General features: G+C 39.1%; 12 protein-coding genes and 1 pseudogene. 11 read left to right on the plus strand and 2 right to left on the minus strand.

What is annotated here, in order from left to right:
* The first annotated feature begins 18 nt into the window (after positions 1-18).
* Positions 19-4,617 carry a glutamate synthase large subunit gene (gene gltB, locus ACI6MV_RS15475; protein ID WP_407271224.1) on the plus strand — a complete coding sequence of 1,533 codons (4,599 nt, stop codon included), beginning with the start codon at positions 19-21 and terminating at the stop codon, positions 4,615-4,617.
* Positions 4,618-4,667: 50 nt separating this feature from the next.
* Positions 4,668-6,152 carry a glutamate synthase subunit beta gene (locus ACI6MV_RS15480; protein ID WP_407271225.1) on the plus strand — a complete coding sequence of 495 codons (1,485 nt, stop codon included), beginning with the start codon at positions 4,668-4,670 and terminating at the stop codon, positions 6,150-6,152.
* A gap of 132 nt (positions 6,153-6,284) precedes the next feature.
* Here ACI6MV_RS15480 and ACI6MV_RS15485 read toward each other — a convergent pair whose 3' ends face one another.
* Positions 6,285-7,277: a Gfo/Idh/MocA family protein gene (locus ACI6MV_RS15485; protein WP_407271226.1), complete on the minus strand. Its 993-nt coding sequence runs from the start codon at positions 7,275-7,277 to the stop codon at positions 6,285-6,287.
* Between the two features lie 109 nt (positions 7,278-7,386).
* On the opposite strand from ACI6MV_RS15485, the gene ACI6MV_RS15490 reads away from it, so the two are divergent.
* The gene (locus ACI6MV_RS15490) at positions 7,387-7,743 is read left to right on the plus strand and encodes a SpoIIAA family protein (RefSeq protein ID WP_407271227.1); all 357 of its coding nucleotides are present in this window, start codon (positions 7,387-7,389) and stop codon (positions 7,741-7,743) included.
* A gap of 59 nt (positions 7,744-7,802) precedes the next feature.
* Here ACI6MV_RS15490 and ACI6MV_RS15495 read toward each other — a convergent pair whose 3' ends face one another.
* Positions 7,803-8,729: a DMT family transporter gene (locus ACI6MV_RS15495; RefSeq protein WP_407271228.1), complete on the minus strand. Its 927-nt coding sequence runs from the start codon at positions 8,727-8,729 to the stop codon at positions 7,803-7,805.
* A gap of 172 nt (positions 8,730-8,901) precedes the next feature.
* Between ACI6MV_RS15495 and ACI6MV_RS15500 the strand changes: the two genes are divergently transcribed.
* The 8 genes and pseudogenes from ACI6MV_RS15500 to ACI6MV_RS15535 form a co-directional block, all read left to right on the plus strand.
* Entirely contained in the window at positions 8,902-9,396 is a 495-nt protein-coding gene (locus tag ACI6MV_RS15500; protein WP_407271229.1) for a MarR family winged helix-turn-helix transcriptional regulator, read from the plus strand.
* Entirely contained in the window at positions 9,374-10,432 is a 1,059-nt protein-coding gene (locus ACI6MV_RS15505) for a hypothetical protein (RefSeq protein WP_407271230.1), read from the plus strand. The genes ACI6MV_RS15500 and ACI6MV_RS15505 overlap by 23 nt, the downstream gene beginning before the upstream one ends.
* A gap of 67 nt (positions 10,433-10,499) precedes the next feature.
* On the plus strand, positions 10,500-11,312 hold the full coding sequence (gene zupT, locus ACI6MV_RS15510; protein WP_407271231.1) for a zinc transporter ZupT: 813 nt from the start codon (positions 10,500-10,502) through the stop codon (positions 11,310-11,312).
* Positions 11,313-11,367: 55 nt separating this feature from the next.
* Positions 11,368-12,483: an NAD(P)/FAD-dependent oxidoreductase gene (locus ACI6MV_RS15515; protein ID WP_407271232.1), complete on the plus strand. Its 1,116-nt coding sequence runs from the start codon at positions 11,368-11,370 to the stop codon at positions 12,481-12,483.
* 609 nt (positions 12,484-13,092) lie between these two features.
* Positions 13,093-13,233 (plus strand): hypothetical protein, encoded by a 141-nt coding sequence (locus tag ACI6MV_RS15520; RefSeq protein WP_407271233.1) that lies wholly within the window; start codon positions 13,093-13,095, stop codon positions 13,231-13,233.
* A gap of 29 nt (positions 13,234-13,262) precedes the next feature.
* Positions 13,263-14,369, plus strand: a pseudogene (locus tag ACI6MV_RS15525) (DEAD/DEAH box helicase); the annotation flags it as partial.
* Between the two features lie 251 nt (positions 14,370-14,620).
* Positions 14,621-16,498 (plus strand): MASE3 domain-containing protein, encoded by a 1,878-nt coding sequence (locus ACI6MV_RS15530; protein WP_407271234.1) that lies wholly within the window; start codon positions 14,621-14,623, stop codon positions 16,496-16,498.
* Positions 16,499-16,952: 454 nt separating this feature from the next.
* A partial coding sequence (locus ACI6MV_RS15535; RefSeq protein ID WP_407271235.1) for a hypothetical protein occupies positions 16,953-17,426 on the plus strand: 474 nt, incomplete at its 3' end.

Below are 17,426 nucleotides of genomic sequence, written 5' to 3' on the forward strand. Positions count from 1 at the left end.
TCAGAAGGGGATGAAATCATGAATCATTATGGATATCCGAAGCCTCAAGGATTATATCATCCGGAAAATGAACATGAAGCATGTGGCATTGGTATGATTGCGAACATTGATGGAACGAAATCACATGCAATTGTCCAGCATGCAGTAACGATATTGTGCAATTTGGAGCACAGAGGTGGACAATCTGCCGATATCAGTACAGGTGATGGTGCTGGAATTCTTACACAAATCCCGCATGCATTTTTTCAAGACAAATGTGAAGATTTAGATTTTCAACTTCCGCCAGCAGGTAAGTATGGTGTTGGTATGGTGTTTTTGCCGCAAGACCCAGAAATCAGGAGAAAAAGTCAACATAAATTAGAAAAAATTATTAAACAAGAAGGTCAACAAATCCTCGGATGGCGGACAGTACCAGTAAATGATTCGTTTGTCGGTGATTACGCGAAAAAGGTGAAGCCATTTATTAGACAAGTGTTCGTCGCTCCATCAGATGATATAACAACTCGCGAGAAGTTTGAGAGAAAACTGTATGTAATTCGTAAGCAGGCCGAAAAGAAGCTACATGAACTAGAGGATGAAGCTTACGATAACTTTTTTATTTGTAGCTTGTCAGCGTCCACGATTGTTTACAAGGGAATGTTAATCCCGGAACAATTGGACTCGTTTTATATCGATTTGAACAATCGTGATTATAAATCGGCGCTTGCGATTGTGCACTCTCGTTTTAGTACGAATACATTTCCCAGTTGGGAACGCGCACAACCGAATCGGTACATCGCCCATAATGGAGAATTTAATACGATTCGGGGAAATGTCAATTGGATGCGTGCACGTGAGGCACTTTGTACATCAGAATCTTTCTCAGGAGAGGATTTAGAAAAAGTGCTACCGGTGATTGACACGGATGGAAGTGACTCCACGATGTTTGACAATTGCTTTGAATTTCTTCACTTATCGGGTCGTTCTCTTGCTCATACGGCAATGATGATGATTCCTGAACCGTGGGTGAATGATCAAAGAATGAGCGAACAAAAGCGAGCATTTTACGAGTACCATAGTACATTGATGGAACCTTGGGACGGACCCGCTGCCATCATGTATACCGATGGTAGACAAATAGGTGCATGTTTAGATCGAAATGGCCTGCGACCTGCACGGTACTATGTGACCAAGGACGGTATGATCGTACTCGGTTCTGAAGTGGGAGCCTTAGATATTTTGCCAGAGGATGTCGTGTATAAAGACAGACTGCAACCTGGAAAAATGCTATTGGTTGATTTGGAAAAAGGGAAGATTATTCCTGATGAAGATATAAAAGAGAAAATTGTATCTGACAACCCATATCAACAATGGTTATCGGACTATAAAATTAACATGGAGGACCTCAAAGAGCATAAGGGAGACCAACAATCGCTGAACACAGATCAGCTTTTAGAACAGCAAATCGCATACGGATACACGACAGAAGAGTTGAACAAAATCTTAAAACCAATGGTAACCGATAAAAAGGATCCAGTTGGTTCGATGGGATATGACTCGCCGCTTGCTGTTTTATCCAAACGTCCGGAGTTGCTTTACAACTATTTCAAACAGCTGTTTGCGCAAGTAACCAACCCACCGATTGATGCCATTCGCGAGGAAATTGTGACAGCGGTTGAAACGACGATCGGCAAAGAAGGTAACTTGGTTAAGCCGGAGCCTGAGAGTTGTAGACATATTCGGTTGCATACACCAATACTGAACAATAAACAGTTAGAAACACTCCGACATAACAAATTGGATGATTTTCAACCAATCACGCTCTCGATTTTGTTTGATGTTAAGAAAGAGCCTAATTTGAATGATGTTTTAGATGGTCTGTTTAAGCGTGCAAAACAAGCGATTAGTGAAGGTGCAACATTACTTATCTTATCAGATCGAGGCTTAAATTCGAAACAGGCAGCAATCCCTGCATTACTTGCTGTATCAGGTTTGCACCATTACTTAATTCGAGCAGGCGTTCGCACCAAAGTGAGTATTTTAATTGAAACTGGAGAAGCACGACAAGTTCATCACTTTGCCACCTTGCTTGGCTATGGTGCGGAAGGCATTAATCCATACTTGGCATTCCGGTCATTGGAAGGATTAATTGATATGGGAGACCTTCGGGACATCTCATTAGATGAAGCTGTGGAAACATACATTCAATCTGCTACGGACGGTGTCATCAAAGTGTTATCAAAAATGGGAATATCAACAATCCAAAGCTATCGTGGTGCGCAAATTTTTGAAGCAGTTGGGATCCATCCTGATGTGATTGCAAAATATTTTACGCGAACTGCGTCCCGATTAGGTGGAATTAAAATAGACACGATAGCTGAGGAAGTAATGTTACGCCATAAACGTGCGTACGAACGAGCACGAGGTCGTGTGAAAGGATTGGAAACGGGTGATGATTTTCAGTGGCGACAAAATGCGGAAGATCATCAATACAATCCACATACAATCCATATGCTGCAGCATGCGTGTCGTTCGAATAATTATGAGTTATTCAAAAAGTATTCAACTATGATTACGGATACAGATAAGAATTTGCAGTCGCTAAGAGGATTGCTCGCTTTTAAGCAGAGGTCAGCAGTTCCAATTGAAGAAGTAGAATCAATCGACAGTATTTGCAAGAGATTTAAAACCGGTGCCATGTCCTATGGCTCGATAAGTGAAGAAGCACATGAATCGTTGGCGATTGCAATGAACCGGATTGGTGGTAAAAGTAATTCTGGTGAAGGTGGCGAGCACCCTGACCGATTTACGAAAGATGAGAACGGTGACTGGCGTCGAAGTGCGATCAAGCAAGTAGCTTCAGGCCGTTTTGGAGTATCTAGTCACTATCTTGTTAATGCGGATGAAATTCAAATAAAAATTGCCCAAGGAGCTAAGCCGGGAGAAGGCGGGCATTTACCGGGTAAAAAAGTCTATCCGTGGATTGCAGAAGTACGAGGATCAACGCCAGGTGTCGGTTTAATATCTCCGCCACCACACCATGATATTTACTCTATTGAGGATTTGGCGGAATTAATCTTTAACTTAAAAAATGCTAATCCACGTGCACGAATTAGTGTCAAACTCGTCTCGGCTGTTGGTGTTGGTACGATTGCTGCTGGTGTAGCGAAAGGGCGTGCCGATCTTGTCTTGATTAGTGGCTATGACGGAGGTACGGGTGCTGCTCCAAGAACGAGCTTAAAGCATACAGGTATGCCTTGGGAAATCGGTCTCGCGGAAACTCATCAAACGTTATTGTTAAATCGCTTGCGTGACCGGATCGTTGTAGAAACTGACGGTAAAATGATGACCGGACGGGATGTCGTTATTGCTGCATTACTTGGCGCGGAGGAATATGGTTTTTCAACAGCACCGTTAGTCGTACTAGGATGTACGATGATGCGCGTTTGTCACTTGAATACATGTCCGGTTGGGGTCGCCACCCAAGACCCAGAGCTACGAAAAAAGTTTACTGGAGCACCAGATCATGTTGTCAATTTTATGCTTTTTATTGCCAGAGAAGTAAGAGAGTTGATGGCCAAGCTAGGATTTAGGACGATTAACGAAATGATCGGCAGAACCGATGTATTGGAACGAGATGTAGCCATTGATCATTGGAAAGCAAAAGGCGTAGACTTATCTGCACTGTTACATCAACCGAATGTGCCAGACCAGGTTGGGCGTTATCAAACTGTTGAACAAGTGCATGGTCTCGATAAAACGTTAGATCAGCAAGAATTAATCCCGTTATGCAGGGATGCAATTGATAAAGGTGAGCCGGTGAAAACTTCCTTAGGTATTCGTAACATAAATAGGGCAGCAAGTACGATGCTCGGAAGTGAAATAACAAAGCGTTATGGCATGAATGGTTTGGCTGACGATACGATTTTCTTAAGACTTAGAGGGTCGGCAGGACAAAGCTTGGGTGCTTTTATTCCAAGAGGAATTACGCTATACCTTGTTGGAGATGCCAATGATTATGTTGGAAAAGGGTTGTCTGGTGGGAAAATCATTGCTCGACCATCTCGTAAATCGACATTTGAACCAGAAAAAAATACGATTATAGGTAACGTTGCATTTTACGGAGCAACTGCTGGTGAAGCATATATTTATGGCATCGCTGGCGAACGATTTTGTGTTCGAAATAGTGGAGCCAAAGTTGTTGTTGAAGGGGTAGGAGACCATGGTTGTGAATATATGACTGGGGGACGTGTGGTTGTATTAGGTGGTACAGGTAAAAACTTTGCGGCAGGCATGTCTGGAGGTGTTGCATATGTACTCGATGAATCTAAAGAAGATCGATTCCAAGATCAATGTAATCAAGAACTGGTCCAACTCGGAAAAATAGAAGATGATATTGAAGCAGATGAAGTCCTGCAAATGATTCATAAGTATGTAGAACATACGCAAAGTAAAAACGGACAACGAATCTTAGAAAATTGGCAATCGCTGCGCCATAAGTTTGTACGGATCATTCCGAAAGATTATTTGGAGATGAGACAAAGAATTATCAAATTAGAGGCAAGTGGATTAAGTAAGGATGAGGCAGCGATGAAGGCCTTTCAACAAGGAAATGAAATCGTTGATGCTATCAAATAAGTTTTTTCGTACAGTTATCATTACTTAACAAAGGATTGGAGGACACGTGTATGGGAAAGCCGACAGGATTTAAGGATTACCAGCGTCACACAACACCAGAGCGCGATCCTGAAAAGCGGACGAAAGATTGGCAGGATTATAAATTACCGATGTCTGAGGATCAGGCAAAAGTACAAGGTGCTCGTTGTATGGACTGCGGTATTCCGACATGCCAAACAGGAACAGATATGGATGGTTTAACTTCCGGGTGCCCGGTATATCATTTAATCCCCGAATGGAATGATTTAGTATATCAAGGTCAGTGGAAACAAGCATTAGAACGAGAACACAAAATGAACAATTTTCCCGAGTTCACAGGGATGGCATGCCCCGCCCCATGTGAAGGTGCGTGTGTGCTTGGAATTAATGAACCACCTGTAGCGATTCGCTCGATTGAGCGTTCCATCATTGAAAAAGGGTTCGACGAAGGTTGGGTAAAACCCGAACCCCCAAAGGTGCGAACAGAGAAAAAAGTTGCTATTGTTGGATCAGGTCCAGCTGGATTGGCGGCAGCCGCGCAATTAAATAAGGCTGGTCATCATGTCACAGTATATGAGCGTGCTGATCGAGTTGGAGGATTGCTAACCTACGGAATACCAGAGATGAAGCTTCCATATAAAGTTGTTCAACGACGGGTTGATTTGTTAAAAAAAGAAGGGATAACATTTGTAACAAATATGGAAATTGGTAAGGATTATCCGGAAGCAGAGCTTCGTGAAGACTTTGACGCTGTTATCCTTTGTGGAGGTGCATCAAAGCATCGTGATTTACAGGTAGAAGGCAGGGAGTTAAAAGGGGTTCACTTTGCGATGGAGTTTCTACAAGCGAACACGAAAAGCTTACTTGATTCTGAATTAGCAGATGGCAACTATATTTCTGCAGAAGGAAAAGATGTGATTGTCATCGGTGGCGGTGATACAGGCACAGATTGTCTCGCGACCAGTATTCGTCATGGTTGCAAAAGTCTTACTCAATTTGACTATAATGAAAAGAAATCAGCGGAGAGACAGGCGGACAATCCGTGGCCACAGTGGCCTGTCATCCACCGTGTTGAGTATGGACACAAAGAAGCAAAAGCTGTTCTTGGTAAGGATCCTCGAGCTTATATGGTGCAAACGAAAAAGTTCGTTGGTGATGAAAATGGACGAATCAAGGAAGTTCATACCATTGAGGTTGAGCAATACCTCGATGATAATGGCAATAAGATGAAACAAGAGATACCAGGCACAGAGAAAATATGGCCTGCACAGTTAGTACTACTAGCGATCGGTTTTACAGGCCCTGAGCAGCATTTAATCAAGGAAATGCAATTACGTACTGATCCTAGATCAAATATAAAAGCCGACTATGGTCAATATAAAACTAACTTAGATGGTGTGTTTGCAGCAGGAGATATTCGCCGCGGACAAAGCTTAATTGTCTGGGCGATTAACGAAGGTAGAGAAGCGGCAAGAGAATGTGACAGGTATCTGATGGGCAGCACCCAACTTCCATAAGTGGGGTGGCTGTCAATTATCTATATTTACAGAAGAAAACTGCACCTCAATCTGATTAAAATGGGATGCAGTTATATGGAAAGTGGAATCTGTTTCGAGAAATAGAGTAGAAAATTACATGCTTTCCAAAAGTTAAGATTGGTAATATAGCTTTGTTAACTCATCCATCACCCAATTCGTTCTAGCAGCAGATATGCTAGTACTAGGACTTTTTCCATTCCCTGTAAGTTCATTAACAATAGACTGAATAAGTGGCTGTTGAACATGTAAAGGGTTTTTGAAATCAAAACTTTGTTTGGATGTTTCAGTTTCTAAAATGATCGGATCATCTCCAAAAGTAGAAAAGGCTACTTTTCCATTCGTACCGACAATTTCATTTTGATCGACATGCTTATATCCGGAGAAACACCATGTACCTGTTCCGAGTATACCTGAATCAAATGTATAGGTTCCAGTTACGATGTCTTCTGCGTCATAGTTTCCTGCTTGATTGGATGCATATCCAGTTGCCTGTTTAATTGGTCCTAGTAAAAAGTCCAATATGTCTAGGGTATGACTGGCAAGGTCGAAGAAATATCCGCCTCCAGCAAGGGAAGGCTGGACTCTCCAAGGGGCGACCTGCTTATAATGCTGTTCACTACTGGCTTGGCGATATTGTGTCGTAGTCACAAAGCGAATGTCGCCAAGGATACCACTATCTAACAACTCTTTCACTTTTAAAAAACGAGGTAGAGCACGACGGTAATAGGCGACAAATAATGGTACATGTGCTGTTTCACATGCGTCTATCATTGCTTGGCATTGTCCGTAGTTTAATGCCATCGGTTTCTCTACATATACAACCTTGCCAGCAGCGGCAGCTTTTAACGTATATTCATGATGATATGCTGGTGGTGTGGCGATATAAATTGCATTGACCTGTGGGTCATCAATCAGTTTATCGGCATCGTCATACCATGATTCGACTTGGTGGCGTTGTGCGTAATCCTTGGCAAGCTCACCATCTCTCCGCATAACTGCAACTAACCTCGAATTATTTGCTTTTTGAAGGCCAGGTCCACTTTTAACTTCTGTGACCTCACCACATCCAATAATACCCCAACGAACTTCACTTAATTGTTTCATTTAATCACCTCAGCTTATTTATTCGGTAAGGAGGATCATAATTCCTTTAATCATATGTTTTTTAAAGCTAGTAACAGGGTATTGTATAAAATAAGGAGGGAATCTTTTCATGATTTCAGTAATACCAAATGGTATAGATTCGATTTTAGAGGTCACCATCGACGGTAAAATTGACGCGCAAGATATGGAAGAGTTTAAAGCGGAGTTTCATCAGAAAAGAGGAGAGCATGATAAGCTGAATCTTTTATTAGTGGTTCATGATCTCAAAGGACAATCATTGCAAGCAGTCGCAGAGGATTTAAAATTCGAAGCGAATCACTGGGATGAATTTGGTAAGATTGCCATCATCAGTGATAAGAAATGGATAGAAGTAACATCTAAGATTAGTGGTTACTTAGCGAAGCTAGAGGTAAAGCACTTTGATGTCGCGGAACGTGCGGAAGCAGAACACTGGTTGCTTCATTAATAAAAACGTAAATAAACGAGCCTGCTCCTCATGAGTAGGCTCGCTTCATGTATTAGAAGCTATCCACTTACTTTCGCTGTCTTAACTACTGGAGGAACTTGTTTTTTCTCGCTGGCGATCCACACAAGGCCAAGAGTAATAACAATTCCACCAACGATTTGGGTGATCCACAGTTTTTCATTGAAGAATAGTGCCCCTGCAATTGCAGCTGAAGCTGGAACGAAATAACGGTAAAAATTTGCTTTCGTAGCTCCAACTTGTTTCATGGATAGATTCCAAATAATAAAAGCAGCTACAGTACATAAGATAACATTGTACAGAACAGCACCCCACGTGATCAGTGAGACTTCATTCCATTGGATCGCACTCCAACCTGTTGCTGTACAAGGAATTAAAAAGATTGATCCAAATAGTATGTACCATGTTGTTACACGTAAAGGTGAATATTTTTGCATTAATGGCATGCACGCGAGATTAAAAAGTGCCCCAATTAAGCTGATTGACAGTGCCAGCAAATTCCCAAGCATATATTCCGAACCAAGATCAAAGCCATCTTTGCCACCAAGAATAATTAGCGATACACCGATTAGCGCAATGAACCCGCCAACAGCAAGTCTCAACGTCATTTTTTCACGCGTAAATAGTGGCGCAAAAAGAGCTGCGAAAATTGGCCACGGCGCTACATTTAATAAGGAAGCATTTGCTAAAGTTGTGTACTTAATCGAATACATGACGAGCATCTCTAAAATAGTTACACCGACAAAACCGATAACGGCAAGTTTTAGCAAATCCTTTTTGTCAACTTTGGTTGTACCTTCTGACCATTTCAAAAAAGCGAATAAGATAGGGAGTGCTAAACCAAAGCGAAGCAAGACAAATACTTCAGCAGGAAATACTTCCATTGCCCACCGTGAAACGCCAAAATTAATTCCCCATATGATTGCGACAGAGATTAAACCTACGTAATAAATTGCATTTGATTTCAATATAAGTCCACCCATTCTAAAAGTACCAAACGTACCAATTATCGCAGGTTTGTTAGTTTTTTACTATGATTTCACCTGTATTATTTCATGTTTTTAAAAAACTTAATAATTAAGTTCAATTAACTATTAAGGGTGGTGTATAATTGGACTATAGAAATGAGGTGAAGGTCAATTGAATGCTAACAGCAATCTTTACAAAGCAATAAAAGAAAAAAATGATCAATTGGGCGAATTTTTTGCAAATGAAGTAAGAAGCTTACTGTCAGATCAGCACTTCGTAAACCTGAATTCTAAGCAGTTAATGCTACTCGACTTGTTACATATAAAACCTGTAACAATGAATGAAATTGCTGCTGCTTTTCAAATAACACCAAGTGCGGCAAGCCAATTAGTGAAGAAGCTTGAAAACAGTAATTATGTAAGACGAGAAATTAATCTAGAAAACCGACGAGAAATTCTTGTCGAATTAGCGGAGAAAGGATTAGATTATATTAAGAAAATGGAAGAAACAGAATACTATTTAATGTCTAAGTACTATGGACAGCTAGATGAGAAAGATTTAATTCAACTTAAAAACATATTAGACAAATTATATGCAATTGCCGTAGTGAATGACGAAAATAGTGAAAGTGGGATGGCTAACAATGTTAACAGTACTAAGAAATAAAAAAGTATTGATTTATCTTGTTTCACTTCTTGCCATTATTTCAGCTAATTATGCGCTTTACCACACTCGAATCCTATCACCTATGCCAACGCATATTGCGTTAGCTTCTATCATAGATATGATGTTAATTATCCCTTTGTTAACATACTTCTTCGTAATAAGAAACAAGTTTTCATGGAAAACAATGGCACTTGTGATGTTAGCGGGATATGCTGTTGCTAATTTTGTGATTCCAAGCCAATATCTTCAACAATATGCGTTTCTTCCTTACTTTGTTGTCATTACTGAAGGGTTATTCATACTGTTAGAGCTATACATTTTATATAAAATCATTACCAAATTACCACGGTTAATTAATACATTTCGAACTGCCCAACACGATAGCTCATATTTCAAGCTTAATCTCCAAAAAACAGTCTCTAATACTTTTGAAGGCAAGTTAGCAGCTTTATTTGTTACAGAGTTATCGTTATTTTATTATGCATTATTTGCTTGGAGAAAAAAAGCAAGTACATCCGAGGGAGAAATGTTTAGCTATCATAAAAATACTAGCTGTATGGCAGTTTACGTGATGCTTATTCACGCAATGATCATTGAAACCGCGGCATTTCATTATTTTTTGCATCAATGGAATGAGTATATAGCTATTGTGTTACTGGTTGCTAATCTTTATGGTATTTTATTTCTCGTCGCAGAAATACAGGCAACACGTTTGACACCATATTTACTAACAAATAATGCATTACATCTTTATGTTGGATTTTCTCAGGGGATTACCATACCATTAGAGGAAATCAAATTGTTTCGACCATACATGGGGCCAGCAGAATTAACGAAGCACGAACGGAAACATGTATTTGTTGCGGTAGCGAAAGACTTAGAATTAGAACCCCAAAAAGCACAGTTTGAGATTATACTGCGAAATCCATTGCAATTACAGCTTCTATATGGATTTAAAAAAGAGGTAAATCGCGTTTTACTGAATGTTGATCAATCTGCTACGTTTGCTAATTCATTGGAATCTAAACTAAAATAGAGTCACTACTTTTAGTATAGATGCATCTTATTTTAACATGACACCTATGGTTGGGGAGGGATTAGGATTGGCTGAGAATCTGCTGCTTGCATTTGGATTAACCTTAATGGCAGGCCTGGCAACAGGAGTTGGAAGTGTGCTTGCTTTTTTTACATCAACTACGAATACGAAGTTCTTATCACTGTCACTAGGTTTTTCTGCTGGTGTCATGATTTATGTATCGATGGTTGAAATATTTGTAAAAGCACAAGGTGCATTAGTGTCTGCACTTGGAGTGGAAAAAGGAAGCTGGATGACAGTTGTTGGATTCTTTGCAGGCATGCTACTTATCGCATTGATCGATAAATTTATTCCGAAACAAGGCAATCCACATGAAATAAAAAAAGTCGAGGATATGAACAAAATTCCAAAGACTGCGATCCAAGATCCTGATTTATTAAAAATGGGTACATTTACTGCTTTAGCAATTGCTATTCATAATTTTCCAGAAGGTATCGCAACATTCACTTCAGCTTTACAAGATCCTGCCCTTGGAGTTGCCATTGCTGTAGCAATTGCGATTCACAACATCCCTGAGGGAATAGCAGTATCGGTTCCGATTTATTTCGCGACAGGAGATAAGCGAAAAGCATTTAAGCTTTCTTTCATGTCAGGCTTATCTGAGCCAATCGGAGCAATTGTTGCTTTTTTTATTTTAATGCCGTTTTTAAATGATGTTATGTTCGGAATGATTTTTGCAGCAGTTGCAGGCATCATGATTTTCATCTCGTTAGATGAATTATTGCCTGCTGCTAAAAGATACGATGAAGCCCATATCTCGATTTACGGTTTGATTGCAGGTATGGCTGTCATGGCACTAAGCTTATTGTTATTTATCTAAGCCATTTTATATAGCCGAAATTTGAACAACATGTCGAAGTGAAAAGGTGTTAAACATGCAATCAATTATTGTTATTGGATCAGGAATCCTCGGTGCATCTACTGCTTATCATTTAGCGAGACAAGGGGTGGAGGTCACCATTATTGATCGAAATGATCCTGGTCAAGCTACGAGTGCAGCAGCTGGCATTATATGTCCGTGGCTAACAAATCGAAGCAATGAAGCTTGGTACGAGTTAGTCAAAGCTGGTGCTAGCTATTATCCTGATCTGATTGAGGGTTTAAAAGCAGACGGGGAAACAGAAACAGGTTATGCTCAAGTTGGAGCGATAAATATTTTCGATACTGAGGAGAAATTAGATAGAAAGCTTGAAATTGCGTTGAAAAGTAGAGAAGATGCGCCGGAAATGGGAGCTATCTCGCGGTTATCTCCAATGGAAACAAAAGCATTGTTCCCGCCATTAGCAGATCACTATTGGGCTGTACATATTAGTGGTGCAGGCAAAGTTGATGGAGAGGAATTGCGAAATGCATTAATTCGTGCTGCACAAAAAAATGGCGCTAGGGTTGTTAATGGTGATGCGTCACTTATTTTTGAAGATTCAACCGTTACAGGTGTGAACGTTAGTGGAAGTTCACTTTATGCAGACAAAGTTATCGTAACCGGTGGAGTTTGGGCCAATCAACTTTTAGAGCCACTAGGTTTAAAATTTAATGTGACGCCTCAAAAAGCACAAATTGTTCATTTGCAAATTCCAGAAACTGACACAAGTAATTGGCCAGTAGTTTTACCTCCATACAGCCAGTATATGCTAGGCTTTAGTGGTGGTCGTGTCGTTGTTGGATCCACACATGAAGAGGAAGCTGGTTTTGATACACGAGTAACGGTTAATGGTGTAAATCAGATTATTAGCAAGGCTTTAAAAGTTGCTCCCGGATTAGCAACAAGTACGTATGTAGAAACTAAAGTTGGTCTTCGTCCGTTCACTTCGGGATCGCTTCCGATTTATGGTCCTGTTCCCCATATGAAAGGGTTGTTTGTAGCAAACGGCCTCGGTGCTTCTGGATTAACAAGTGGACCTTTTCTCGGAGCAGAACTTGCTAATTTAGTACTCGGAAACGAACTGCAGCTGGATCCGGCTACTTATGATGTAAGTAGTGCTTTTTATTAAGGCTGTTTTCTAAGAGATTGTTGTTGCGCTAAATATCTAGTATCCGACTTAGTGCATAGGTGCTCACTGATCATACATGTGCACCGCTCCGTCCCTAAACTTTGCTTTCCGCGGTGCTGAAAATCTCAGTGAATGACCCCATGGCAGACGAAATGAGTTGCTTCTTGACGGCCACCACGGACCTTATTTGTGACAAGATTGGCATTTGACTAATTGTGCGGACACCAGTACGCTTATTTAAACAAAAACCTTGCTATAGTAAGCCAATTTGAGTAAATAAGGGCTCTGGAGGCCGCCAAATCATCAAAACTGGATTATTACGCGAAATAAGGTCCCCTGTGGCCGCGAAAAGTTTATTAGCATCTTGTCCCGTTATTTTATTGCTGGCACCCGGTGTTCTTCACAGAAAGCGACTGCCTGGAGCGGAATGCTCGAGCACTACGTTGCGGTCGGATACTTACTCAAATATGACATAAAAAGCAACAAACTCTACGAAAAAATCCTTTATTAAAGATTTCTCCACTTTCCGATAAATGTTACACTGAAAATATAAAGGATAAAATATTCGATTTTGCACATACCAAAAGCAAAAAGAATAGGATTGATTTTATGTTGGAAATTCAGGAAGAAAGATATTGTGAACAATGTGGACAAGAAACACCTCACTTAGTAAGTGAGACTGCATTGGAAATCACCTATCAGTGCAAGGTGTGTAATCAAGAGGAAGAGGTTATCAAAACCTTTTTCTAAACATGATATTTATAGAATGAGGTGGCTTTATGCCAACGTTTATTGAACTAGGAATTTCGGAAAAATGGGAAAATCATCTAAATCAAAATGGAATTAATGCCCCTACTCCGATACAGGAAAAGGCTATTCCAGTACTTTTGTCGAATCAGGATGTAATTGCACAAGCGCAAACAGGTACGGGCAAGACACTTGCTTTTCTATTACCAATTTTGGAGTCGGTAGAAACAAGTAAGACAAGCATACAGGCGTTAATTTTGTCTCCCACACGAGAACTTGCCCTGCAAATTACAACAGAATTAAATAAGTTAATTGAGCAGGAAGGAAATATTCAAGCATTAGCTGTATACGGTGGACAAGATATTGAAGGTCAATTGAAGAAATTAAAACGCGGTATTCATGTTGTTGTAGCAACGCCTGGACGTCTGTTAGACCATATGCGGAGAGGAACGATAACCTTAAGTGATGTTTCGATGTTTGTTTTGGATGAGGCTGATCAAATGTTGCATATGGGTTTTCTTCCTGAAGTTCAGACAATTGTAGAGCAATTACCAACAACGCGGCAAACGATGCTATTTTCGGCAACGATGCCTGATGCTGTAAAGAAATTAGCTAATAGCTATATGAACAAACCACAAAATATTGTTGTTAAAGGAAGCAATATTACCTTAGACGACGTAAAACAGATGGTAATTGAAACAACAGACAGGGAGAAACAGGATAAGTTGATGCAAGTACTTGACCGCTTCCGTCCTTTTTTGGCGATTATTTTTTGCCGGACAAAGCGTAGAGCAATCAAATTAAATGCTGCATTACAAGCGAATGGATATTTGTCAGATGAACTGCATGGCGATTTGTCACAGTCAAAGCGGGAGAAGGTAATGAAGCGATTCCGCGATATGAAATTACAATATTTAGTTGCAACAGACGTTGCCGCAAGAGGATTAGATGTAGAAGGGGTAACCCACGTGATTAATTATGATGTTCCTCAAGATGTGGAGAGCTATATTCATCGTATTGGCAGAACAGGTCGGGCAGGTGACGATGGTATTGCAATTACATTTGTTGCATCGAAGGATAGTCAATATATCAAATTGATCGAAAAAGGAACGAAACAGAGGATTCCGAGAAAAGAGTTATAACTTTTGTGTTGTAGCGAAAACAGTTATCTATTAGATGACTGTTTTCTTTTAAAAGATAAAATAGCATATAACTTTGTACAAGTGTCTAGCTCCCGCGTTCAGCAACTAGCGAAACTTGGCTCACCTCCGTATGTTGCTAAACGGACCCCGAGCCGAGCATTTCTTAATAAAGCAGGAAAATATTCCCGATACTAGAAATAAAGTAGTATAATAGAAGTAGTAGTCAGATCTGGATTGGAGAGAATAGTATGACTTTCAAATTTACGGAAGCAAAAGTTATTATTATTTCTTTTTTAGCATTATTTTTCTTGCTTTTTATTCATTATGGTTCTGAAGTCTTCAGCCACCTCTATAATCCTGAAAATATTACTAGTATTCACACAATTTTAGAGCTGTTTAGCATTTGTATGGCGATAGCTATATTTACTTACGGATACAAAACATTCCCTTTCACAAAATCACGTCAACTCTTCTTTCTGTCCTTCCTATTCTTCACTGTCGCATTTCTTGATTTATTGCATATGATTTCCTTTGAGGATATGCCGGATTTTATTACAGAGAGTTCGATGGACAAATCAGTATGGTTTGGAACATTGGCTAGGTTAGTCCAAGCAATATCCTTAGTATGGATTTTACTTTTATCGGACAAAAAAGTAATCAAGGACCTTAGGATATACTACTTTGCTAGTAGCATAGCAATCGTTAGTTTCATAGGTTTCATAATTTATAGATATGAGGCCTATCTCCCACCACTTTCAATAGAAAATCAAGGAAATACGCTGCTTAAAGATATAATAGGATACGTTATTTGTGCGCTCCTATTGGTTACGATTTTAATTGTAATTAAAAGGTATATAGTAGAAAAGAAAGATGCGTATTTATATATAGCGTTAGCTTTATGGTCCTTACTGATGGCAGAAGTTGCTTTCGATGTTTACTCGTTCGTAAATGATATAGATAAAATATTGGCGCACATATTTAAAGTAATGGGGTTCTTTTACATTATAAAAGGATTTTATTTTTCAACTATAGATGAAGCCAAGGAAGCAGAAGCTCAAGTAAGAGCTGTTAAACAAGAACTACATGATGTACTTCGTGAACAGCTAGGTATAATTTCTACTATTGTTAAACAAAACGGCAAGTTTATCCACACACTGTGTGATGGAGAATTACTCTATAAACTAGGATTGACGGTAGAAGACACTTATAATAAATCTGTAGACGAATTTTTTGTTACACCACATAACATTAAAACAGTAAATACGTATTTGAACAGAGCCTGGAATTCAAAAGAAAAAATCACGTTTGAGATCAAGCATAACAATCTAGATATGTTGATATCGATAAAGCCAATCATAGTAAAAGGAAAAGTAGTAAAATTAGTTGGTTCCGTAACTGATGTCACAAAGATAAAAGAAATGGAAGAGGTAATTAGAGATATAGATCGTTTTAAATTAGTAGCAGAATTAGCTGCAGGAGTTGCTCATGAGATTAGAAATCCGTTAACAACAGTCAAAGGTTTTCTCCATTTATTAAATGAAAGAAATGATGAAAAAGACCAAACATTCGTTAAAGTTGTGCTTGCAGAGCTAGACCGGATTGAGAGCATTACCAATGAATTTATGGATCTGAGCAGACCAAAGTCTTCAAAATTTAAAGATGAAGATTTGGTTGAGATTCTAAAACAAGTGATCTTGTTTTTGGAGCCTTCAGCAACAAAGCTGAGTGTGACCATTCATTTTAACTATATTAAAGGTATGAAAAATGTGCATTGTCAAAAGAATCAAATGAAGCAAGTGTTTATAAACTTTATAAAAAACGCAATGGAGGCAATGCCTAAAGGCGGCAATCTTTACATAGATGCGGATCAAGATCTTGACCACACGAGAATCCGGTTCACTGATGAAGGTGTCGGAATTCCTGAAGAATTAATTGATCAGGTTGGTAACGCATTTTTTACAATGAAAGAAACTGGAAACGGATTAGGTGTAATGATGTCTAAAAGGATAATTGAAGAACATAAGGGGTTCATGGAAATAAGTAGTAAAGAAGGGGAAGGAACATCTATTGTATTAACCTTGCCTACAGTCAATCAGTTTTCAATATCATTATCGAAACAAACATAGCCATCCTGCAGATGGCTATGTAGTAGTATTTTATATGGTGACTATTGAACTATATCAACATAAATTCTTTTGACGGTCAATTTGTTTGTTGCAATAGACGTAAGTAATTTTCTTGGAAATGGATCTACAATTGATTCTGTAATGTTTTTAAATCTCCTGGAACATGATGACCCCATCAAATCCCATATGCGAAGGCGGTATCGTATGCGGTAGAAGACTTCTTATCTAGTAGCTTCATCCAAGATTTCAGCATATTGAATAATTTCTCCGACGATCAGTCCCTCTGAATAATCTTTTATATCCTTAATTAGCCTCGAACTGTCAATACTGAATGATTTCATCTGTAAGATTTATCATTGAAATCAACTTAGCGAGAACATAATATAAACATGTACTTCTATAATTCTGTATAATAAACTATGAAAAATAGTAAATAGTTTAAAGAGGGTTGATTATGAAACTATTACGTATGCCTATTACATTAACAAAAGAAAATCAACAACTTCTTCATAAGCAACTGTTTGATGAGAACATTCAGCGCTGTAAGTTGTTTGCTAAAATTGTTATCATCTTTGAATTGATTCTTATTTTACTTAATTTGTTTACTAAATACAGTTCTGGAATGGGTATTCTTACTTATGACTACTACCTGATCATGTATATGCTATTAACATTTCTAAGTTGTGTGTTACTGCTAACTATTCGAAGTTATGAAAATGGAGATACGAATAACCAGAGTCGTTCAAGAATATATGAATACATAATTTTAGCTTTTGTAATTCTTTTTTTATTGTGGGGAGCGGCAATAACGTTAGCAGATCAACAACAATATGGACACTTAATGGCATTTATCGTAAACATTATGTGTGTTTCCGTTCTATTCCATGCATCTAATAGAACAATCCTTTTTTTGTATCTATTACCGGTA

It is taken from the genome of Radiobacillus sp. PE A8.2 (assembly GCF_045635475.1).
GTDB lineage: Bacteria > Bacillota > Bacilli > Bacillales > Amphibacillaceae > JBJGXI01.

Bases quoted from the DNA above. Each gene is read 5' to 3' on its own strand.
- ACI6MV_RS15530 (WP_407271234.1), top strand. From the start codon at position 14,621: ATGACTTTCAAATTTACGGAAGCAAAAGTTATTATTATTTCTTTTTTA.
- ACI6MV_RS15515 (WP_407271232.1), top strand. From the start codon at position 11,368: ATGCAATCAATTATTGTTATTGGATCAGGAATCCTCGGTGCATCTACT.
- ACI6MV_RS15520 (WP_407271233.1), top strand. From the start codon at position 13,093: ATGTTGGAAATTCAGGAAGAAAGATATTGTGAACAATGTGGACAAGAA.
- ACI6MV_RS15505 (WP_407271230.1), top strand. From the start codon at position 9,374: ATGTTAACAGTACTAAGAAATAAAAAAGTATTGATTTATCTTGTTTCA.
- gltB (WP_407271224.1), top strand. From the start codon at position 19: ATGAATCATTATGGATATCCGAAGCCTCAAGGATTATATCATCCGGAA.
- ACI6MV_RS15490 (WP_407271227.1), top strand. From the start codon at position 7,387: ATGATTTCAGTAATACCAAATGGTATAGATTCGATTTTAGAGGTCACC.
- ACI6MV_RS15485 (WP_407271226.1), bottom strand. From the start codon at position 7,277: ATGAAACAATTAAGTGAAGTTCGTTGGGGTATTATTGGATGTGGTGAG.
- ACI6MV_RS15480 (WP_407271225.1), top strand. From the start codon at position 4,668: ATGGGAAAGCCGACAGGATTTAAGGATTACCAGCGTCACACAACACCA.